This window comes from Nocardia crassostreae, assembly GCF_001613405.1.
Taxonomy (GTDB): domain Bacteria; phylum Actinomycetota; class Actinomycetes; order Mycobacteriales; family Mycobacteriaceae; genus Nocardia; species Nocardia crassostreae.
Genome location: NZ_BDCH01000012.1, coordinates 114,204 through 135,309 on the forward strand (window position 1 = coordinate 114,204; position 21,106 = coordinate 135,309).

Annotated in this window: 19 protein-coding genes and 1 tRNA gene; 11 read left to right on the plus strand and 9 right to left on the minus strand. The window is 68.9% G+C overall.

Annotated features, from left to right (window positions below; all coding sequences use genetic code 11):
* The first annotated feature begins 26 nt into the window (after positions 1 to 26).
* Positions 27 to 1,172: a cystathionine gamma-synthase gene (locus NC4_RS07275; protein ID WP_067534172.1), complete on the plus strand. Its 1,146-nt coding sequence runs from the start codon at positions 27 to 29 to the stop codon at positions 1,170 to 1,172.
* A gap of 308 nt (positions 1,173 to 1,480) precedes the next feature.
* Here NC4_RS07275 and greA read toward each other — a convergent pair whose 3' ends face one another.
* A complete protein-coding gene (gene greA, locus NC4_RS07280) occupies positions 1,481 to 1,975 on the minus strand; it encodes a transcription elongation factor GreA (protein WP_067534175.1) in 495 nt (164 codons plus the stop codon).
* Between the two features lie 247 nt (positions 1,976 to 2,222).
* The gene (locus NC4_RS07285; RefSeq protein WP_067534177.1) at positions 2,223 to 2,639 is read right to left on the minus strand and encodes a DUF4307 domain-containing protein; all 417 of its coding nucleotides are present in this window, start codon (positions 2,637 to 2,639) and stop codon (positions 2,223 to 2,225) included.
* A gap of 176 nt (positions 2,640 to 2,815) precedes the next feature.
* Between NC4_RS07285 and mca the strand changes: the two genes are divergently transcribed.
* Both mca and NC4_RS07295 read left to right on the plus strand, forming a co-directional pair.
* The gene (gene mca, locus NC4_RS07290; RefSeq protein WP_067534178.1) at positions 2,816 to 3,697 is read left to right on the plus strand and encodes a mycothiol conjugate amidase Mca; all 882 of its coding nucleotides are present in this window, start codon (positions 2,816 to 2,818) and stop codon (positions 3,695 to 3,697) included.
* Positions 3,694 to 3,972 (plus strand): hypothetical protein, encoded by a 279-nt coding sequence (locus tag NC4_RS07295; protein WP_067534179.1) that lies wholly within the window; start codon positions 3,694 to 3,696, stop codon positions 3,970 to 3,972. The genes mca and NC4_RS07295 overlap by 4 nt, the downstream gene beginning before the upstream one ends.
* Positions 3,973 to 4,091: 119 nt before the next feature.
* On the opposite strand, the gene NC4_RS07300 is transcribed toward NC4_RS07295, so the two are convergent.
* A tRNA-Lys gene (locus tag NC4_RS07300) sits at positions 4,092 to 4,160 on the minus strand.
* Positions 4,161 to 4,249: 89 nt separating this feature from the next.
* Here NC4_RS07300 and NC4_RS07305 point away from each other — a divergent pair.
* Positions 4,250 to 4,948, plus strand: coding sequence for a class I SAM-dependent methyltransferase (locus NC4_RS07305; protein WP_245721544.1), 699 nt, complete (start codon positions 4,250 to 4,252; stop codon positions 4,946 to 4,948).
* A 116-nt stretch (positions 4,949 to 5,064) separates the two neighbouring features.
* On the opposite strand, the gene NC4_RS07310 is transcribed toward NC4_RS07305, so the two are convergent.
* On the minus strand, positions 5,065 to 6,687 hold the full coding sequence (locus tag NC4_RS07310; RefSeq protein ID WP_067534181.1) for a TROVE domain-containing protein: 1,623 nt from the start codon (positions 6,685 to 6,687) through the stop codon (positions 5,065 to 5,067).
* Between the two features lie 413 nt (positions 6,688 to 7,100).
* On the opposite strand from NC4_RS07310, the gene NC4_RS07315 reads away from it, so the two are divergent.
* Genes NC4_RS07315 through NC4_RS07325 form a run of 3 tightly spaced genes read left to right on the plus strand, consistent with a single transcriptional unit; the run spans position 7,101 to position 11,243 of the window.
* Entirely contained in the window at positions 7,101 to 9,425 is a 2,325-nt protein-coding gene (locus NC4_RS07315) for an SMI1/KNR4 family protein (protein WP_067534184.1), read from the plus strand.
* Between the two features lie 60 nt (positions 9,426 to 9,485).
* Entirely contained in the window at positions 9,486 to 10,478 is a 993-nt protein-coding gene (locus NC4_RS07320; RefSeq protein WP_067534187.1) for a hypothetical protein, read from the plus strand.
* A gap of 45 nt (positions 10,479 to 10,523) precedes the next feature.
* Positions 10,524 to 11,243: a WGR domain-containing protein gene (locus NC4_RS07325; RefSeq protein WP_067534190.1), complete on the plus strand. Its 720-nt coding sequence runs from the start codon at positions 10,524 to 10,526 to the stop codon at positions 11,241 to 11,243.
* 6 nt (positions 11,244 to 11,249) lie between these two features.
* Here the strand turns inward: NC4_RS07325 and NC4_RS07330 are convergent, their stop codons facing one another.
* Positions 11,250 to 11,717 (minus strand): VOC family protein, encoded by a 468-nt coding sequence (locus tag NC4_RS07330; protein ID WP_067534193.1) that lies wholly within the window; start codon positions 11,715 to 11,717, stop codon positions 11,250 to 11,252.
* Between the two features lie 106 nt (positions 11,718 to 11,823).
* Positions 11,824 to 13,020 (minus strand): Cmx/CmrA family chloramphenicol efflux MFS transporter, encoded by a 1,197-nt coding sequence (locus NC4_RS07335; protein ID WP_218020951.1) that lies wholly within the window; start codon positions 13,018 to 13,020, stop codon positions 11,824 to 11,826.
* Between the two features lie 85 nt (positions 13,021 to 13,105).
* On the opposite strand from NC4_RS07335, the gene NC4_RS07340 reads away from it, so the two are divergent.
* Genes NC4_RS07340 through NC4_RS07350 form a run of 3 tightly spaced genes read left to right on the plus strand, consistent with a single transcriptional unit; the run spans position 13,106 to position 15,685 of the window.
* A complete protein-coding gene (locus NC4_RS07340) occupies positions 13,106 to 13,465 on the plus strand; it encodes a RidA family protein (RefSeq protein ID WP_067534195.1) in 360 nt (119 codons plus the stop codon).
* A gap of 56 nt (positions 13,466 to 13,521) precedes the next feature.
* Positions 13,522 to 14,106 (plus strand): TetR/AcrR family transcriptional regulator, encoded by a 585-nt coding sequence (locus tag NC4_RS07345; RefSeq protein ID WP_067534202.1) that lies wholly within the window; start codon positions 13,522 to 13,524, stop codon positions 14,104 to 14,106.
* A 10-nt stretch (positions 14,107 to 14,116) separates the two neighbouring features.
* The gene (locus tag NC4_RS07350) at positions 14,117 to 15,685 is read left to right on the plus strand and encodes a PucR family transcriptional regulator (protein WP_067534205.1); all 1,569 of its coding nucleotides are present in this window, start codon (positions 14,117 to 14,119) and stop codon (positions 15,683 to 15,685) included.
* Here NC4_RS07350 and NC4_RS07355 read toward each other — a convergent pair.
* The 3 genes from NC4_RS07355 to NC4_RS07365 are packed head-to-tail and all read right to left on the minus strand — an operon-like array spanning position 15,673 to position 18,220.
* Positions 15,673 to 16,563 carry a polysaccharide deacetylase family protein gene (locus NC4_RS07355; protein ID WP_245721545.1) on the minus strand — a complete coding sequence of 297 codons (891 nt, stop codon included), beginning with the start codon at positions 16,561 to 16,563 and terminating at the stop codon, positions 15,673 to 15,675. The genes NC4_RS07350 and NC4_RS07355 overlap by 13 nt on opposite strands.
* A complete protein-coding gene (locus NC4_RS07360) occupies positions 16,539 to 17,576 on the minus strand; it encodes an oxidoreductase (RefSeq protein WP_245721546.1) in 1,038 nt (345 codons plus the stop codon). The genes NC4_RS07355 and NC4_RS07360 overlap by 25 nt, the downstream gene beginning before the upstream one ends.
* Positions 17,573 to 18,220: a DUF1989 domain-containing protein gene (locus NC4_RS07365; RefSeq protein ID WP_067534209.1), complete on the minus strand. Its 648-nt coding sequence runs from the start codon at positions 18,218 to 18,220 to the stop codon at positions 17,573 to 17,575. The genes NC4_RS07360 and NC4_RS07365 overlap by 4 nt, the downstream gene beginning before the upstream one ends.
* A gap of 119 nt (positions 18,221 to 18,339) precedes the next feature.
* Here NC4_RS07365 and NC4_RS07370 point away from each other — a divergent pair, with 119 nt between their 5' ends.
* The gene (locus NC4_RS07370; protein WP_169814742.1) at positions 18,340 to 19,671 is read left to right on the plus strand and encodes an amidase family protein; all 1,332 of its coding nucleotides are present in this window, start codon (positions 18,340 to 18,342) and stop codon (positions 19,669 to 19,671) included.
* The last annotated feature ends 1,435 nt before the right edge of the window (positions 19,672 to 21,106 follow it).

Sequence of the window (21,106 nt, forward strand, 5' to 3'; positions counted from 1 at the left end):
AATTCCGCCGACCTAGGCTGGTTGTCATGAGTGATCAGCTTGGTTTCTCCACACGGGCAGTGCATGCCGGGTTCGATCCCGATCCGCAGACCGGCGCGGTGAACGTGCCGATCTACGCGAGTTCGACCTTCGCCCAGGACGGTGTGGGCGGCATGCGGGGCGGTTACGAGTACGCCCGCACCGGCAATCCGACCCGTACCGCGCTGGAAGCCAATCTGGCGGCGCTCGAGTCCGGGACCTACGGCCGCGCCTTCGCCTCCGGTATGGCGGCCACCGACTGCGCCATTCGCGCCACGCTGCGCCCCGGTGACCACATGGTGATCCCGAACGACGCCTACGGCGGCACCTTCCGGCTGATCGACAAGGTCTTCACCCAGTGGGGCATCGAGTACTCGGTCGCGGCCGTCTCGGATCCCGATGCGGTCGCGGCGGCCATGCGCCCCAATACCAAGCTGATCTGGATCGAGACGCCCACCAACCCGCTGCTGAACATCGGCGATATCTCCGCCCTCGCCGAGATCGCGCACGCCAATGGCGCCAAGCTGGTCGTGGACAACACCTTCGCCTCGCCCTACCTGCAGCAGCCGCTGCTGCTGGGCGCGGACATCGCCATCCACTCCACCACCAAGTACCTGGGTGGCCACTCCGACGTGGTCGGCGGCGCCCTCATCACCAACGATCAGGACCTCGACGCCAAGTTCGCGTTCCTCCAGAACGGCGCGGGCGCCGTCCCCGGCCCCATGGACGCCTTCCTGACCATGCGCGGCATCAAGACTCTCGCCCTGCGCATGGACAAGCACTGCGACAATGCCGAGACCATCGCCGAATACCTCTCCAACCACCCCAAGATCGCCCAGGTCATCTACCCGGGCCTTCCCGAGCACCCCGGCCACACCGTCGCTCAGAAGCAGATGCGCCGCTTCGGCGGCATGATCTCCGTCCGCGTCCACGGCGGCAAAGAGGCGGCCTTGGACTTCTGCGCCCGCACCAAACTCTTCACCCTCGCCGAATCCCTCGGCGGCGTGGAATCCCTCATCGAGCACCCCGGCGCCATGACCCACGCCTCCACCGCGGGCTCCGCCCTCGAGGTCCCCGCCGACCTCGTCCGCCTCTCGGTCGGCATCGAAGACATCAGCGACCTCCTCGCCGACATCGAACAAGCCCTCAGCTGAGAACAAGCAAATTGCGGCCCCGGTCCTGGCGGACCGGGGCCGCAATTGACCAAGGGAGGACGCAAGGCTCGGAGACTCCCGGTCGGGGGTTTGGGGGCTTGCCCCCAAAAGGGGGTCTGGGGGCTTTGCCCCCAATTTTCTTCCTTCTTCTCTGGGGGTCTGGGGGCTTGCCCCCAGGAACAGTGAAACGCCGCACCGGGATCAGGTGCGGCGCTTCGGTGTTTGGTGCTATCGCGGCCGAATGTCGCGAAAACAACTGCGGCCCCTGGTCCGTTGGAACCGGGGCCGCGAAATCCGGGGTTCTCGGACTAGCTGTGGTACGGCTCCGCGCTGACCAGCGTCACCTTCATGGTGTTGCCGTTCGGCAAGGTGTATTCGCGGGTCTCGCCGACCTTGGCGTTGATGAGCGCGCCACCCAACGGCGAGTTGGGGGAGTAGGTCTCCAGGTTGGCATCGCCCAGGCCCTCTTCGCGGGTCGCGATGAGGAAGGTCTCGGTATCGCTCTCATCGCCGTCGTAGTAGACCTTGACGACGGAACCCGGCAGCGCGACACCCGACTTGGTCGGCGCCACACCCACCTTGGCGTTGTTGAGTAGTTCCTGCAGCTGGCGAATGCGCGCCTCCTGCTGGCCCTGCTCCTCACGCGCCGCGTGGTAGCCGCCGTTCTCCTTGAGATCGCCTTCTTCGCGACGCTCGTTGATCTCGGCCGCGATGACCGGACGGTTGGCAATGAGCGCGTCGAGTTCGCCCTTGAGCCTCTCGTGCGACTCCGGTGTCAGCCAGGTCACGTTCGTCTCAGTCATCTCGATCACTCCCTAGTAGTTGTCCCCGGCGAGGCCGGGATTCCCTGATTTCCATCGCCGCAACCATCCGAAAACGGGCACAGCGACAGTGGACGGCTAGAGCGATCCCTGGGGGAGATTCCCGACAGCGCCGACCGCCAATGCAAGCAAACACGGCTCCGAACCCCGGAACCGTGTGTCGCGTCATTTTAGCACGATTCGCAAAGATGCAGGTAGAAGCATCAAAGCGGGTTGCGTACCGGACTTTTCACCCAGCACGCAAATAGGCGGGCACCTTCTCGCTACAGCCGTAGATATTGCCCGCACCGGCCCGCTCGATGGTCTTGACGACCGTGGTGAGGCGAACCGTGCCATCCGGGGACGCCGGGACGAGAACCTCGCGGCGGCCGACTTCCACGCCGTCGGCGTCCAGGGCCCGAACGTAGCAGACCACCGGTATCTCAGGATTCTTGCGGGTCAGCTTGAAGTCGACCTCGACGGTGGAGTCGTCCACGACCGTGTAGCCGATGCGGTCGGGCTCGATATCCTTCGGCCCGTACTGCTGATATCCCAGGTAGGCGACGATTACCCCGGCGATCAGCACCCCGGCGCCCAGCAGGATCGCGACCCAGCGGCGGTTCCGCCGCGGCGCGTCTCCATACCGATCGGCCGGTCTTTCGCTCATGGCTGGACGCTCCCGGGGGTAGGTCGGAACAAATCATCGTCGGATGGAACTATAGGGAACAGAGATCGGACACCACCGCGGCGTGCCGCGTATTCGATACGGCTGACTCCGGCGGAGAGCGATGAGGTGAACACTGTGATCGGTGAGGTGAACGATAAGTGAGTGGTCTTCGCCTCATGGCGGTACACGCGCACCCCGACGACGAATCCAGCAAGGGTGCGGCAACGACCGCGCGCTATGCCGCCGAAGGCAATGACGTGCTGGTCGTCACCCTGACCGGCGGTGAGCGCGGCGACATTCTGAACCCCGCCATGGATACCCCCGGCGTCCTGGAGCGCATTACCGAAGTGCGCCGCGAGGAGATGGCCGCGGCCGCCGAGGCGCTGGGCGTCCGGCAGACCTGGCTGGGCTTCGTGGATTCGGGCCTGCCCGAAGGTGATCCGCTGCCGCCGCTACCCGAGGGCTGCTTCGCCCTGGTGCCCCTGGACGAGGCCGCCGAGGCGCTGGTGCGGGTCGTGCGCGAGTTCAAGCCGCACGTCATCACCACCTATGACGAGATGGGCGGCTATCCGCACCCGGATCACATCATGTGCCACAAGGTTTCGATGGCGGCCTTCGAGGCGGCGGGCGATCCGGAGAAGTTCCCGGATGCCGGGGAGCCCTGGACGCCGCTGAAGCTGTACTACAACCACGGTTTCAGCCTGACGCGCCTCGAGGTCTTCGCCGACGAGTACGAGCGCATCGGCGAGCCGTTCCCCATGCAGGACTGGATGGACCGCATGCGCAAGTTCGCCACCGAGCGCGGCGACATCATGGCCCTGGTCACCACCCAGGTGGAATGCGCCAAGTACTTCCCGCAGCGCGATGACGCCCTGCGCGCGCACGCCACCCAGATCGACCCCAATGGCGCCTTCTTCGCCATTCCCACCGAGTTGCAGCAGCGGCTGTGGCCCACCGAGGAATTCGAGCTGGCCAAGACCCGGGTGCGCACGGCCATTCCGGAAACCGACCTGTTCGCCGGCATCGACGACGCCGACACCGAGGACCCCGACCGATGATCCTGACCCTGCTCGCCCAGTCCCCGACCCAGCCCACCGGACCGGAGTTCGGCAAGGCGTCACCGCTGGGGCTGGTCATCGTCCTGGTTCTGCTGGCAGGCACCGTGCTGCTCGTGCGCAGCATGAACAAGCACATCAAGAACCTACCCGCCACCTTCTCCCCGGAGCATCCGGAACCGGACCAGGAGGCCGACGAGGGCACCGAGCACGGCATCACCACGCGCGAGGCCGAGGAACCGAAGGCTCCGAAACAGGAGTCTGCCAACGGGGCTTGACGGTCGAACTCGACGCGCCCCCGGTCCGCACGGACCGGGGGCGTTCGCGTGTCGGGTGTCCGAGATCGAGTCGGCGACGGTACGTGCTGCTCTGCCGATTGAGCTACCGGGCCCATGGATGGACCCGAGCGGGACTCGAACCCGCAACCAGCCGATTAAGAGTCGGAAGTAACCGCTGCCTGCGCACCGGACGCAGTGGCGACTGTATCGGCGCACCGGCTGCGGCGCATTCCAATTTCCGTGGTGGCGAAGCCCTCTCGCGTGTGAGGGTGGAGTGGTGACGGATCGACTGGAGAACGAGATCGACGGGGAGTACCTGCTCACCGCGCGGTCGCTGGCCGAGTATCGGGAGATGTGCGCGCTCACCGATGCGGAACTGGGCGGGCATATTCTCGACTGCCCGGGCGGTGCGGCGAGCTTCACCTGTGAGGCAATGGAATTCGGGGCGCGGGTGGTGGCCGTGGATCCGGTGTACGCCCAGTCGGCGGGGGAGTTGCGCGAGACGGCGCTCGCCGACACCGATCGCGGGAATGCGTGGTCGGCGGCGCACACCGGGGATTACCTGTGGGACTTCTACGGTGGCGATCCGGCCGTGCACCGGCGGATGCGGCATCAGGCGGTGCGGCGGTTCGTGGCGGACCTGATGGCCTGCCCGCAGCGCTACGTCGAGGCCGGGCTGCCGTCACTTCCCTTCGCGGACAACGAATTCGATCTCGTCCTGAGCTCGCATCTGCTGTTCACCTACGCCGACCGCCTGAAGCCGGACTTCCACCTCGCCGCCTTGCTCGAGCTCGCACGGGTGAGCGCGGGGGAGGTGCGGGTGTACCCGCTGGTGGAGCATTCCGGGGCGGCGCTGACCGACCTGGTGGAATGGTTGCGGGTGGAATTGGACGGCAAGGGAATCGGCACCGAACTGAGGCCGACGGCCAGCTACGAGTTCCAGCGCGGCGCACGGGAGATGCTGGTGCTGAGCTGAAGCCGGGTCAACGGCGAACGGCCCGGGCCGGAGCCCGACCGAATCCACATGTGAGCGCACCCGCTCCGCGGTAGCGGAGCGGGCGCGGTCTTCACTTCCGCGAGCGTATTCGGTTCTCAGAACGGCCAATCGGCGTTCTCGCCCGTCTCGATGAGGGGAATCATCGAGAAGGCGGAATCATTGAGCCCGCCGAAGGCGTGCCGGTTGTGCGATCCGCTCGGCGCGTGGCCGTACTGGTAGCCCGCCAGGTTCCAGGTGTAGAGCGGAACCGTCTTCGGCAGGGCCGCACTGACATCGCCGCCGGTGGCCTGCTCGTCGGTGAGGATCACCACCCGGTCGTGACCGTCGAAGTGCTTGCGCACCGCGCGCCGGGTGGCCGTGCCCGCACCGATGAAGTAGCCGTCGGACTTCCACCGCTCGACCGCCCGCAGCACCGGCTCGGCCGTGCGCAGCGGGAAGACCAGGCTGTCCGGGTAGTCCTGGTTACCCCAGCGCCCCGCCTGCGAGTACGACACGATATCGGCCCGCTCGCACCGGCTCGCCAGCGCGATGCCGAAGACCACCGCGGCATCCCAGCGGCGCAGGGTGCCGTCCCGGGAGAAGGTCGTCTCCATGGAACCGGAGGTGTCCACCAGCACCAGCGTCCGGCCCGGCAGCACCGGGACATTGGCCAGCGAATGGCTCAGCGCCTGCTCCAGGGCGTGACCCCAGCGCAGCGACGGCGCGGCCCGGTACGCCGACAGGAACCGCATGGGCAACTGCCGCGACCGCGCCACCTGCTCCGGATCCGCCAGCCGCGCAGCCACTTCCGCGGCGACCTTGTCCGAAACGCCTGCCTCGTCGAGATTCCTGAGGTTCCTGAGCCGGGCCATGTAGCCCATGGACGGGATCAGGGCCTCCCACACCTTCGCGTCGAGCGGACCCTGCAGCCAGCCCGCCACGGACTCCCAGGTCATACCGGCGGCCCGCAGGGTCTCGCGGGCGCGGTCGGCATTCTCGAAGAGCGCGCGGCGATCCGCCACGGGCGTCGCGAGCAGCTCCTCGCGGGCGCGCAGCGTCGGCAACGCGTCCGGAATCGCGTTCTCGCGGTTGTGGCGGCGGTCCAGCGCATGCGCGAAAAGCTCACCCTGCCATGCCTTGTCGGGCGCGGGCGTCGGGTGGGTCAGGTCGATCACATCGCCGAAGCGGAAGGCGCGGCCCGCGCTGTCCCACTTGGCCAGCGCCCGCTCGTCGTACAGGCGGCGCACGGCATCGCCGATACCGCGCTTGACCGGCTTGGGCAGGTTGCGGCCGTAGGTGCCGTGCCAGTACGCGATGAGCTCACCCGGCTCGTCGGCGCGCCGCAGCACGGAATCGATGACCTGGCGCGACATTCCGGGCTCCCCGGCATCCAGGCGGGCCTTGATGAACTCGGCGGCGCCGACCAGCGCGGCCGAGCGCATGTTCGCACCGGAGCGCAGCCAGCCCAGGAAGCGCGCGGTCCACTCCGGATCGGCGAGGGTGGCCTCCCGCACCAGCATGGCGAAGCGATTGTCGCGCTGATCGGCCGACTCGTAGAAGGTGTTCTCGCCGACCATGTTCGACACCGCCAGCAGGAACAGCTCACCCTGTACCGTGCGCGCGTAGCCGGGCGCACCTTCGTGGGTGCGGCCGGAGGGCAGCCGCTCGCTCGTGACGGGCGAGGTCGCTGAGCTCGACGCGGGCGCACCGCGCAGCCGGGCAATATTGAACTTGGCCATAGGTATTCCCCCATAGTGCCGAGGGAGCGCGCGTGTGGCGGCCCGAGTTCGAGGCGACGACGGAACTGCACCCACCGCCGTGTGATACGACGGCCTGGAGTCGAACCAGCACGGGGTGCGAACCAGGAAGTATCCGTATGTCTGCGCACCGGGCCGGTACACGTGTGCTCCCGAGATCGAAATCGGCGACGGTACAAGCCGCTCTACCAGGCTGAGCTACCGGATCCGAGGATCCGGGCGGGAGTCGAACCCGCGACATGCTCCATCTGAAGGAAGTAACCGTTGCCTGCGCACCGGGCGCAGCGCCGACTCTACGGAATCGGATCTGGATGGCGCATCCCATTATTTTCCGAGGGTGTCGCCGCCGTGCAGTAGCGTGCGCGCACAACGTTTTTCGCTATCAGGAAGAGCCCATGGCCCTGCATTCCGCCGCTAGTCGATACTTCGGCTCCGACGTCCCCGCCCGCGTCACCGATGCGCTCGACGAGCGTCTGCTCGACTACTGGGTGGGCGATCGCGGGCATCTCGTCGATGCCCATCTGGCGGTCAACTACCCGTACTTCGGCGCGATCGACAAATCGCTGAGCGGATTCGTCGTGATCGACGATGAAGACGACAACTACACACTGCTGGATCTGCGTGGGAACGGGCAGGTGTGGTGGCAGGACCACGAAACCCGGGAACTGGAACTGTCCTTCGCCTCCTTCGACGACTGGCTCGCCTGCCTGCGCGAGCTCGCCCGCGCGGAGGCGGACGACACGGACGACCGGTCGGCGCGCGATATCCGCGACTCCTTCCGGCCCACCGAACCCGCGGCGGCCGCGGGACCGGCGCCCAGCAGCGCCGAACTGGCGGATCGGTACCAATGGCTGGTGTGGCTGCTGGCCCGGCCGCTGCTGCACAACGGGCAGCCCATGCAGAGTGCCGAGGATCTGGCGGCTCATGCCGCCGGGAACTTCACCGGACTGTGGGGCGACGACGATATCGCCAAGGAGTTCGAGGCGGAATTGCCCCTGCTGCATCGGGATCCGCATCTGGCAGTCTACTGGCTGCTGCACACCGCGCTGCTGGCCCGAGACGCCGACCGCGCTCGCGTTCTCGAACAGATCGGCCGCGCCGAATCGCGGCCCGAGCTCCTGGACGCCTTCGTCGAGGTCTTCGGCGAACTGGCCATCGACGGCGACCTGAACGCCGTCAGCGACTTTCGCGTCCGCCGCTCACTACTGCTGCAATTCCTGGCTTCCGGTGACGACGCCCGCGCGCGGGCCGCGCTCACCGCCATTGAGATGGCTCCGGAGCACCGGCCCCTGGGCCGCGCGACCTGGATTCTGCACGGGCTCGGGAGCGGAACCTTCGGCGCCGAACCGCTGCTGTCAGCGTTGGACCGCATGCCCGAGACGGCGGGCACGGCGGTGTTGCGGGCGGCGGTGGACCGGCGCGCCGGGTGCGAGCACAGCCCCGCCGCCGATGTGCTCATGCGGCTGCTCCCCACCGCCACCTGTGATTGGCCGACCCGCGTCTGGGCGCTGTCGGTGACCTTGCCGCTGGTGCGTGACGGTGCCGCGCTGGCCGCGGCGGCAGGGGATCTGCTCGCCAAGGATCCCTACAGTCGGCCGTGTCTGACCGCTCTGCGGCGGGCGCACGAACTGTGCGGGTCCGAACCGGTGCTCTCCCGCGCGGAACTCGACCGTCGGATCGAGGCCGCCGAATTCTCGTCCGGGTATCTGGAACGACTGGGCGACGACGATGGCGATCCGGCCGCGCTGCTGGCCGAGATCGACGAGCCCGAGCTGGCCGATGTTGTCGCACAACGCCTTTTGCTGCGCGCCGATATCGAGGAGGTTCGGTCCGCAGCGATCGGCTGGGCGCTGCGCACCATTGTCGGCGGCACCCGGGCCGATCGCGCCGAACTGGCCGCCGCGGGTTTGCGTCTGCTGCCCGCCGCCGACCGCATCGGCCTCATCGAGGAACTGGAGGTGGATTCCGCCGACAGTCCCCTCGTCCCCGTCTTGATCGAACTCCTGGAGCACACGCCGGAGCCCGGCGCCTCCGACATTCTCGGCGGAATGCACATCGACGATCTGAAAGAGGCCGTCTGCCAGGCGCTGGCGCCGATTGCCCACGAGGCGCCGGTCTTCGACGAGCTGATGCGGCTGGCGGCCTTGCCCGCCTCCGGCAGCACCGTCGAGGCGATGTGGAACGAGCTGTTCGACTCCTCCGACAACGACAGCGCGGTTCCGCGGCTCTCGTCCGAACAGGCCGAGCGCGTCGTCGCCGCCATGATCGATTCGATCCTGACGCATCCGGCCATCGCCGCGCGCAATGCGGCTGGCCATCAGCTGTACCGCTTCGAACACCCTGGCGCACAGGACTTTCTGATCGGGGCCCTCGACGACTACGGGCAGCGCTACGCCGACTCGCAACGGGCCGGAAGTCCGGTGCTCAGCCACGGCCAGACCCTGGACAGCCAGCTCGAGGATGTCGTCGCCAATCTGTACAACGCCGTTGGCGCCCTGAAAACCGCGACTTCGCGGGCGGTTCTGATCGAGCGTCTGTTCACCGAGCGCCGCAGTATCTGGCGCATGGGAAACGCCATCGGCGCGATCTTCTCGGCCGAGGTGCACCAGGAGGTGATGCGCCTGCTGCGCGACCGGCGTGATGCCCGCGCCGCCGCGCACTACGCGAACGCGCTCGCCGATCATGTCAAGCAGCGGTCACCCAAGGTCGAACTGCTGTAGGAGATCATCCACTGGCCGACGCCCCCGGACGAGACCGAGTCACGGATCTTCGCCTATGCGTTGATCACCGGTTTGGTGGCGGCGCTGGAGGCCGAATCCTTCGATCTGGTGCGTGCCGCGCACGCCCGCCTGGCGTCCATCCCGGCGGCGCCCGCCGAACCCGACAATCTGGCTCGCGGCCGGGAGTGGGTCAACCCGCTCGACTCCGACGAGGTGCGTGCCCGCCTGGCCGCGGTGTTGTCGGGGGAGTCCGATGCCCGGCGCACGGCATTGCTCGAGCGGGGTGAGCGGGCCCGTGCGGCCGGAAAGCCCACCGCCAAGATCAGCGACGCCGATCTGTCCGTACTGGCGGGGACGAAGGTGCGACGCCGCCTGCTCGCCGATTCCGGCACCGGGCGGGTGTGGTTCCTCGATGGGGAGGGCGACGTGTTCGCCTTCTACGGTTTCGGCATGTGCGCCAACCCGTTTCGGTCGACCCGGATCGGCCACGGCGATATGCGGGAGTTTCTGAGGGATGCGGCCGAGCAGTCCGAGCGGGCTCTGCTGTGGACGGCATCGCAGGCGGATTTCGTCGAACTGATTCGCTATCGGGACCGGATCGTCTACCGATGGGGCGTCAACAATGGCCGTCTCGACACCATCGGCCTGACTTTCCCCGATCCGTCCGCGGCCGAAACCGCTTATGCCGCACTGAAAGCCACCTGTGTGGCGGCGAAGTACACCGAATCCGATCCGTGGTATCTGCCGGGCCGGGCGGCGATCCTGCGCGTCTTCTACCCCGCCGACGGCGAATCGCAGCATGTGACGGCCTTCGACCGGCTCGCGTTCGCGGTGGACCCGGCCATTGCGGCGGCGCACGAGCGCTGGGAACTCGAGCTGTACCGCGACGGCGGGCGATTGGCGAGCCTGGAATGGGTGACCTGGGACGGTTACGCGACGCGCGACGACCTCACCGTCGCGCAGTGGGTTCGCGCCCGTATTCGCAATGACTCCCAGGACCCGGAGTGGCATGTCACCGCGCTGCCCGAAATCGCGGAATACTTGGCGGCATAAGGCTTCACGACACACTCACCCGGGCTCGCGGGCTTCCGGGCGGAGGTGGGCCCACCCGCCGACACGGCGGAGATCGAGGCGCTGGAGGCGGCGCTCGAGGCTCCGCTAACCGATATCCTGCGCACGCTGTGGCAGCGCGTCGGTCATGCCGAATGGCGGCTCGGCGAGAGCGGCCTGCGCCTGCTCGGCCCCGCCGAGGTAGTGCGGGAGCTGCCGCGCACCCGGGCCGCCGGACAGGAGTACGCGGCCGCATTGCGGGGCGAACGCAGACAACAGTGGGAGCCGGTTCTCGTGACCCTGGCCCCGCTGGTGGTGGGATTCGACGGCGCTCTCGACACGGTGTTCGCCGAGTTCTGCCCGGATCCCGCCGATGATCGGGTGTTCGCTCGGCTGGTCGAGGGTCGCCACCCGGCCGACGCGTGGTGGGAGCGTTCGCTGTCCTGGATTTTCGCGGTCTCGTTCCTGCGCCGCTTGGCCGACCAGCTGGAACTGGCCGTGCCCGAGACCATGATGCTGTCCGGGGGCCAGCGTCGCGGACCCGACCTCACCCGCCGCTACTTCGAGAACACCGGCTCGACCGGCGCCAAGTTCTGGGAGATCACCACCGATCCGGGTCTGGATATGGTGGCCACCCGGTACGGCAAACTCGGTACGGTGGGCTCGGTCGCGGTCAAGCGCTGCGGCACTCCGGACAAGGCCGCCGCACAGGCCGCGAAAGCCATTGCCGCCAAGGAGAAGAGCGGATACCGGGAGATCTCCGGCTAGCGCGGATCAGCCCAGACTGGGCCGGTCGTACACCGTGAAGGTCCCATCCGCCCCGGAGTCGACGCCGACGAAGCGGCCGTGGTGGATGGGATTGTTGGCGAGGAACCGGATGACCGTGTCGTCCGGATCGACGATATCGAGGAATGCCCCGTACTCGCCCCGATCGATCACCTCGGAGTGGGTGTAGCCCAGCTCCTTCGCCCGTCCCGCGAGCCGGTGCAGCTCCTCGACGGCGTCCACCTCCAGGGCGAATACGTCGAAATCGGCGAGAACAGGCTTGCTCGCGCAGTATTCGCGCTCCCGCAGCGCGATCCCGAATCCGGAGGGGTGCATGAGCTGCGCCCCGCGCAGGACGCCCTGCTCCTTGAACTCGGCGGCGAGCTCCAGGTCCAGGAGCCCGCGATACCAGTCGACGCTGCGTACGAGATCGCTCACGGGAATCTTCACGTGGCGGATGCGGGAGAGCGCGGCCATGCGTGGAGGATCCCACGCACCGGCCGCTCCCGCAGGCCGGTCCGAAACATGCGCCGATGCTGGTTTTCCGGTGACCCGCTTGCCGCGAATCAGGCCGCGGACGAGGTCAATTCGGGTCGCGGCTTCGCATCCGCCGCGACCCGCGGGCCGGTGCTCCGGTATTGGAGGCGGCCCGCCCACAACGCGGCCGCCAGACCGGCCGCGCCGAGGGCCGCGCCGACCCAGGCGACCGAGGTGAAGCCGAACCCGGCGGTAATGGTGAGGCCGCCCAGCATCGGGGCGAGGGTATTGCCGATATTGAAGGCGGCGGTGTTGGTGGCCCCGACGAGGGCGGGGGGCGCCGGGGGGCGAGGGTGAAAACCCGGGACTGCAGAACGGGATTGGTGACGTATCCGGCAATGCCGAGGATGAAGACCAGGGCGATGGTGACGGCGGTGTGGTGCGCCAGCAGGGCGAGCGCCAGGGAGGCCGTCACCAGCACGCCGATTCCGGCGGTGAGGGTGCGGATCGGGTAGGTCTGGGCGAACTTGCCGCCGACGGCCATTCCGATGAGGCCGCCGACACCGAACAGCGCCAGCACGGCGGGGACCCAGCCCTCGGGGAGTCCGCTCACCTCGGTCAGCAGTGCGGCGAGGTAGCTGAAGGTGACGATGACCGCGCCGAAGGCGAAGGCCGTGATGGCATAGGACAGCCACAGCTGCGGTCTGGCCATGGCGCGCAATTCCGCACCGACCGTGTGGGTTTCGTCCTGCGTCCCGGTCGCGGCCGGAATGGCGAGGAGCGCGCCGAGCAGGCTGATCAGGGTCAGCGCGGCGACGCCCCAGAATGCCGCGCGCCATCCGGCGAATTGGCTCAGCACGGTGCCCGCCGGGACGCCGACAATGGTGGCGAGGGTCAGCCCGCTCGCGACCACGGCAACGGCTTTGCCCTTGGCCTGCGCCGGGACCAGGGCGACGGCGGTCGCCACCGCTACGCCCCAGAACCCGGCGTAGGCCAGCGCGCTCACAATGCGCGTCGCGAACAGCACGCCGTAGTTCGGCGCGACCGCACCGGCCACGTGCGCGGCAATGAAGACCGCCTGCAGGGCGACCAGGGCGGTGCGGCGCGGCCAGCTCAGGGTGGCGACGGCGAGCAGCGGTGCGCCGACCGCCATTCCGATGGCGAAGGCCGAAATGATCAGTCCCGCATCGGGAATGGAGACATCGAGGTCGGCGGCCATTCCGGGGAGCAGTCCGGAGAGCATGAACTCCGAGGTGCCTTGGGTGAAGATTCCCAAGCCGAGGATGTAGACGGCTAGGGGCATGGGTGGTCCTCCTGTGTGTGGGGAAGTCGGAAGGACGCTAACATTGTTTTGTATCAAATGCTACATAACTCTGAGAGAGGCCACCATGACTGCTTCCGAGCGCGTCCGCGTCACCGCCGACCCCGACTGGTACGACTCCGCCGGGATCGCGCTGGGCATTCGGGTGGGTGACTTCGTCTTCACCTCCGGTCAAGCCCCGATCGACGAGCACGGCGTCACCGTCGGCCGCGGTGACTTCGAGGCGCAGGCCCGGCGCGCCCTCGCCAACCTCGCCACGGTGCTGGAGAACGGGGGCTCCGGGCTCGACCGCGTGGTCAAGGCCACGGTGTTCGTCACCGATATCGCCCGGCAGGACACCTTCGCCAAGGTCCGCGCCGAGCATTTCGCGCCGCCCTATTTCGCCGAATCCTTCGTGCAGGTCGCCGCGCTCGCCGATCCGGAATAGATGATCGAGATCGAGGCGATCGGAGTGGTCCGGTGACCGGACCTAGAGTGTGAGTCATGGCGAGGCCGCGGAAGTTCGACGAGACGCGCGCCGTCAGCGCGGCAATGGACGCGTTCTGGCGGCGCGGATACGAGGCCATCTCCACCCGGGACCTGGCCGAATACACCGGTCTCGGGACATCGAGCCTGTACAACACCTTCGGTGACAAACGGCAGCTGTATCTGCGGGCGCTGCGCCGGTACTACGAGACCGCCACCGCCGCGCAGATCGAGCTACTGAGCCGACCGGGCTCGGTCAAGGAACGGCTTCGTGACCTCATGGTGCATGCGATCGACGCCGATACCGCCGAGCCCGGGGCGGATGCGGCGGGCTGTTTCGCCATCAATGCGTCGATCGACCGGGCGGCCGCCGACCCCGAGGTCGCGGACGAAGTCCGGCGGCATTTCACGGCTGTGGAACACGCGCTGCGCGAAGCTGTTTCGGGTGGTCAGCGCACCGGCGAGATAGCCTCGACCCCCGACGCCGCAACCCTGGCCCGCCAGATCCAGAGCACGTACTACGGCCTGCGGGTGCTGGCGCCGATCCAGCAAGACCGGCAGGCGCTGCTCGGCGTGGTGGAAACCACGCTGGCGGCGCTGTAGGGGACGGGTGATGCTCACCATCAATCGGCTCGTCGCCGATCCCGCGCTCGGCCTGCGGATCACGACCCCGGAGCTCACCGATCGCCTCACCGCGGAGATCGGCTGGCTGCACACCACCGAACTGCCCGACCCGTCGCCGTATGTCCGTTCCGGCGAGCTCGTCTTGAGCAACGGTCTGTGGCTGGCGCATGTCCCGGCGGAGCGCTTCGTCGACGCCGTCACCCGCGCGGGCGCGGCCGGATTGGTGTTCGGGCTCACCGCGCAGACGCCGGAACTGCCGGAAGGGCTTGCGGCGCTGTGCGTCTCGCGTGGACTGCCGCTGGTCGAGCTGTGTATCGGGGTGCCGTTCGCCGCGGTGACCCGGGCCGCGGCGCGCATCCAGAACGAGGTGTTGCAGGCCGAGCTGACCGCGACCGTGCATCGCGGCGACGCCCTGGCGACCGCCTTGTCGCGCGGCAGCGGTGCGGCGGGCGTGCTCGAAATCCTGCGCGGGGAAACGGAATTGCCCTTGCTGGTCGTCGATCGCAAGGGGCGCTGCCTGGCCAGTATCAGCTGTGAGCCGACCGATGAGCAGATTCGGCTGGCCGCGGCGGCGCTCAATCGCATGCCGCCGCCGATCGAGGTGGAGCTGGGGGCCGGGCCCGCGGCGCTGTATCTCGTGGAGGGGGCGATGGGGGAGATCGATGCCGGGCTGTACTGCCTGGAACCGGTCGCACGGCTGGGCGCCGCGGATCGGGAGGCGCTGGCCCAGGCGGCGCGGTTCCTGAGCCTGGAGGTGACCAAACAGCAAGCGGTGCAGGCCATCGAGGCGCGGTTCGCGGCGGAACTGCTGGAGATGATCCTGTCGGGGCCGCGCCGCAGTGGCGAGGTGGGGCAGCGGCTGCGCGCCTACGGGGTGCCGTCGGACCGGCCGCTGGGCGTCTTCGCGCTGGCCGTCAGGGCCGCGCCCGGCGGCGACCACCCGGCCGACGAGATCGCCGATGCGGCGGGGGCCTTCTTCGCCGCGCGCGGCATTCCGGTGTTCACCGCGGCGGGTAGCCGGGACCTGGTGGCGGTGTGCCCGTGGGAGCGGACGCCGGAGGAGCTGATGCGGTTCGCCGCCGAGATGTCGGCCGAGGTCGGGCGGCGCACGGCCACCCGGGTCGTCATCGGGCTGGGCGAGATCGCGGCGGGGGCCGGTGCGCTGCGGGAACCGCTGGTGCGGGCCCGGGAGGTGTGCCAGGTGCTACGTGCGCAGGGCGGCCCGGACACCGCCGCCTTCGCCGATATCGCGACCTTCCGCATGCTGCTCGGATTGCTCGATGACCAGGTGCTGCACCGGTTTTCCGATCAGGTGCTGGGCATCATCCGGGAGCACGACGCCCGCGCGCACACCGAGCTCGAGCACACCCTGCGCACCTTCCTGGCCCATGACGGCCAGTGGGGCGTGACGGTCGCCGCGCTGCACGTGCACGTCAATACCCTGCGCAATCGCATGGCGCGGATCACGGAATTGACCGGGCGCAATGTGAACCGGCTCGAGGACACCGTCGATCTGTTCCTGGCCCTGGCGGCCGAGACCGCCGGTCAGCGCGGGTAGGTTTCCGGATCCACGTCGTAGCTCGGGACCGCGCGCTGCGGCGTCGCGGCGTCCGCACGCGCCCACTCGGCCGCCTCGCGGCAGCGCGCGAAGGTGACGTCACCGCATTCGAGGGCGTATTCGATGAGGTTGCGCAGCGCCAGCATCCGGCCCGGCCGCCCGGTCAGGAACGGGTGCATGCACACATTGAAAAGACAGCCGTAGTGCCGCATACCGTCGAGTTCGGCGCGCCACATCTCCTCGACCTTGACCGGTGATTCGATGACCGCCCCGATGCGCGGTTCGGGCAGGTACGCGTACTGCTCCCAGTCGTCGAGCGACCAGTGCACCGGCAGTTCCACCACCGGCGCGTGCGGACCGTCGATGAGATACGGCCGGTCGTCGCCCATCAGCGAGGAGTCGTAGGTCAGACCGTATTCGGCCACCAGACCGGTGGTTTCGCGGCTGGCGCTCCACATGGCCGCCCGATGTCCGGTGATCTCGATGCCCTGCGCCGTGAAAACATCCAGTGCCCGAGCGAAATCCACGCGCTCGGCCCCGGGCGGCAGTGAGGTGGGCGCACGGTGACTGTAGGAATGGTGCGCCACCTCGTGCCCGCGGTCCACGATCGAACGGGCCAGTCCCGGCCGCTGCTCGGCCACCCAGCCCGGTACGAAGAAGGTTGCGGGAACCGCCATCTCGTCGAGCAGGTCGAGAATCCGCGGCACGCCCACATCCGGTCCGTAGGACTGGTGCGACATGACCATGGGGTGATCGGCGAAGTGCCGCCCCTCCGCGAGGATGGGCGTCTCGGCGTCCACATCGAAGGTCAGTGTCGCCACGGCGGCCGCGCCGCGGGTCCAGGTGCGTTCGATCATGCGGTGGTGCGGGCGCGCCACGCCGCGGTGCTGTCCAGATTGGCCATGGGATGGAGCATCTCATGATCGAACTTGGCCAGTTCCGCGCCGGTCTCGACCTTGCGCGGCAGATCCGGATTGGCCAGCGCGCCCGTGCCGAGGGACAGCAGGTCGGCGTGCCCGCCGTTCAGTACGTCCGCGGCCTGGGTCAGGGCGTGCATACCGCCATTGGCGATGACCGGGCGGCCGGACACCTCGCGGGCCAGTTCGGTGATGGTGGTGCCGTCGGGGAAGCGCGCGGTCTCCAGGAAATTGCGGCCCTCACTGGCAATGTGCAGATAGGTGGCGTCCTCGGCCAGCGCGGCGAAGACGATCCGTGCATCGGTGTCGGCGCCGGGCCAGCGGTAGGTGAAGTCGTTGACCTTGGTCTGCGACAGCCGCACGCCGATGGGGAAATCGCCGAGCGCCGTGCGCAGCGCCCGCAGCACGCGCTGGGTCAGCCGGATGCGGTTGCGCACCGGGCCGCCGTATTCGTCGGTGCGCTGATTGGTGTAGTCGGTGAGGAACTGATCGAGCAGATAGCCGTTGGCGGCGTGGATCTCGACGCCGTCGAAACCGGCCGCGCGGGCATTCTCGGCGGCGGCGACGTAGCCGCCGATGACATCCTCGATATCGTCGGCGGTCATTTCCCGCGGCGCGCTCCACGGTCCGCCGACGCCGCCGTAGTCGACCATCATCTTGCCGCGCGGCGGTACGGCCGAGGGGCCGATGGTCTCGTAGCCGTAGGCATTGCCCTGCGAGATCGCGCCCGCGTGCATCAACTGCGCGATGATCGGCGCCCCGGCCTCGTGCACGGCGTCCACCACGGCGCGCCAGCCGGAGACGTGCGCCTCGGTGACCAGGCCGGGCTGATTGAAGTAGCCCTGGCTGTGCTCGGCATCGGGGTAGATGCCCTCGGTGATGATCAATCCGAAGCCGCCCGCCGCGTATTCGCGGTAGTACTCGGCCATCTGGGCGGTGGGGACGCCGTCGGACGTGGCGGAGATGCGGGTCATGGGCGCGACGGCGAAACGGTTGCGCAGCGCCAGGCGGCCGAGGCCGAACGGGGCGAGCGCGGGGTGGGGCCCGCGCCATTGATGACGTTGTGGTCCTGCGGGCAGGACGAGACCACGACGAGGCAGTCCACCTCCGCGCGCAGGGTGATGGAATCGCCCGGGGCGGTGGGCGCTTCGAGCCAGGACAGCGCGCCGTCGGCGGCGACGGGGATGCGCATGAAGACATTGATCGGCTGCGGAATGTGCGCCAGCGCGTGATGGCCGTGTGCGGCCATGGCCCGCCGCAGATTGTCCGCACAGCTGGCGTGATCCGGATCCCCGTATGCCGCATAGCGTTCCGGATCGCAGGCGGCGATCAGCATGTCGTGGACGCCGGGGGAGGTGTCGGCCAGATAGGTGAGGATCGGGCGACGGCGATTGGTCACGAAGGCTTCGCCCGGCGCGGGGAACAACCGACTGGTGTGGGTGCGGGTGTGGGCGGCACTGTGGTACTCGGTGATGTCGTCGACGTTGTAGGCGAACACATCGCCGACCTGGCCGCCGTGCGCATCGGTGATCCGCAGTCGCTCACCGGTGCGCAGGGTCACCGATCTGGCCTGCCGGGCCGGGACGGTCACCGGCTCGGGGTAGCTCAACGCTGTCATGCCGTTCAGTCAACAGGCCGGAGGCAGCCGTCCGAAATGGAGATACTCACAGTGCTGACGATATTCGGTGGATGTTTGCACATGTTGGCGCGGGAATGCGGCGCGATAGCGTGCCTGTCATGACCACCGCTACCGCATTGGCGCGGGCCCTCGCGGACGGCGAGACCACTTCGGCGCAGCTGGTCGCCACCGCCATCGACCGCGCCCGGCAACCCGATTCGGCCGCGGTGCTGATCACCGTCACCGCGGATCGCGCACGCTACCAAGCCGAGGCCAGCGATTCCCGCACCGCGCGCGGCGCTCGCCGCGGCGGGCTCGACGGCGTGCCCATCGCATGGAAGGACGTCTTCGACGTTCAGGGCGCCGTCACGACCTGCGGCTCGGCCGCCCATCTGCACGATGAACCCGCCGCCGTGGACAGTCACCTGGTGCGGCGGGCGCACAATGGCGGGCTGGTCACCATCGGCAAGACCAATCTGAGCGAGTTCGCCTTCTCGGGCCTGGGTATCAACGGCTACTTCGGCACCCCCGCCAATCCGCTCGACCCGCAGTCGATCCCGGGCGGGTCCTCCTCCGGCTCCGCCGTCGCGGTCGCGCGCGGCATCGTCCCGCTGGCCTTCGGCACCGACACCTCCGGCTCGGTGCGCGTGCCCGCCGCCCTGTGCGGCATTGTCGGATACCGGGCCAGCCCGGGCAGATACGGCCCGCACGACTTCGCCGCGCTGTCCGCCACGCTCGATAGCGTGGGCGTCTTCGCCACCGCCGTCGAGGATCTCGTGGCCTTGGACCGGATACTGCTGCCCGCGCCGATCGGCTCGCGATCGACGCCACCGGAATTCGTTGTGCCCGTGGGTGAATGGTCGGAGGACCTGTCGCCCGAGCTGGCCGCCGACTTCGCGGCCGTCGTCACCGGGCTGCGCGCGGCCGGTGCGGGCATTCGATTTCGCGATCTGTCGTCGCTGCGAGCCGCCACGAAGCTGATGGATGACGGTGGAACGATCGTCGGCGCCGAGGCGTACCGGCTGCACGGCCACCGCCTCGCCTCGACCCTGCCGATCGAGCCCGCCACCCGCCGTAGGCTCGAAAGCAACACGCGCACAGCGGAGTCCATCGCACCCGTCTATGCCGCAATGGCTGGCCTGCGCGCCGACTTCGCCGCTGAACTCGGCGACGCCACGCTGTTGTGCCCCACGGTTCGGCGGGCCCCGGCCCCGATCGCCGAGCTGCAATCCGATCCGATCTGCTACGACCGCGCCAATGCCGAAATCCTGTGCACCACAATGATGCTCAGCTATCTCGGCAGTTGCGGTATCACCCTGCCCGCCGCCCGGCGTATTCCCGGCTCCGGCATCTTGCTGTCCCGGCCTTCCGGCGACGATGCCGCCCTGCTGGACCATGCGGCCTGGGCCCGGCGCAGCACCGATCACCTGGCCCGTGCCATCGCCCGCTAGGTGTCGAGCAGGGCGGCGGCCCGATCCAGGATCGCGTCGGCGACCGGGTTGCCCGCGACTTCGGTGCGAGCGCGGGCGAGGTAGCCGGGGGCGTCGGGATGACCGGTGCGGGCGGCGGCTTCGGCACGGAGGGCGAGGTACCAGTGCCGCCAGATCCAGATGACCTGTTCGTCGAGCTTGTCCGGGTCGGCGGCCAATGTGGCCATCGCCTGGTCGGGCCGTTCGTGGTGGAGGTGGACGAGGGCGTCGAAAACGGCTGTGTAGGCGGCCTTCTGGTCGGGGGTCACGCCGAGGTCGTCGACGATGGACAGCCACGTGGAGCGGGACTCGTCGTCGCCGCGCAGACCGTGCACCAGCGCCACCGCGGCGGCGGCGGTGGCGAGGTTGGGCGCGTGCGGGCGGCCGGAGAGCTCCCAGGCGTCGAGGAAACGCCCGCTGGCGGTGAGGACTTCGTTGGTATTGCCCGCCAGCGCGTCCGCGACCAGCAGCCGGGAAGTGGCGAAGTCGCCCTTTTCGGCCAGCAGCGGCAGGTCGCGCAGCCGCTTGCCCCATTGGCGGGCGCGCTCCAGATCGCCCACGCCGATGGAGATGTCGGCGGCCTCGGTGAGCGCGTTGACCTGTTCCAGCGCCGCGGCCGGTGTGGCCGGGGCCGCGGCGAGCAATTCGACTCGGCGGCGGGTTGTTTCGGCGGTGGCGAAGATGTCCCCGGCCCAGCATTGGGACGCGGCGAGCGCATCGGGGGCAGCGCTGACAGCCAGTGGATCGCCGGTCGCGCGGGCCAGCTCCACCGCTCGTTCGGCGAGGGAGATCGCCTCGGCCGCAGCGGAGTTCGGATCATCCGGCGCCGAGTCGGCGGTGGGTGCGTGCACACCGCACTCGGCGAGAGCGATGGCGGCTGCCGCCGCCGGATCCGCGTCGGCGAGGCCGCGAGCCTCGGTCAGTAGGTCAGCGGCCTCGCCCGGCGGCAAAGGTGCGGTGAAGGCTTGGGACAACCGGAAGACGGTAATCGCGGCGGTGGCCAGATCGCGCGCCGCGGCGGCCGAATCCCCGGCCACCCGAGCGGTTTCCGCGACGGCGCGGTACAGCCGGTACATGTCCTCGCCGCGCATGCGGCAACCCGCCACCTCCGCGGCATGCCGCAGCGCGGCGGCCGCGGCGGCCGGGTCGGGGGCCAGATCGGCCGCCTGCTCGTAGCGCAGCTGGGACTCGCCGAGCAGATTCCGATCGAAGGCCATCCCTGCCAGGGTCCGCGCCAGCGTGTACGCGTCGGCGCGATGGGCGTCCTGTTCGGCCGCCCAGGCCAGCGCCGCCCGGATATCGTCGGCCGCCGCGTCGAATCGAGTGCGCCAGCCGCCGTCGGTGCGCGGCTGCCGCGCGGCCAGTTCGGCGGCGGTCGACAGGCACCAACGCAGGTGGCGGGCAAGGGTTTCCGGGA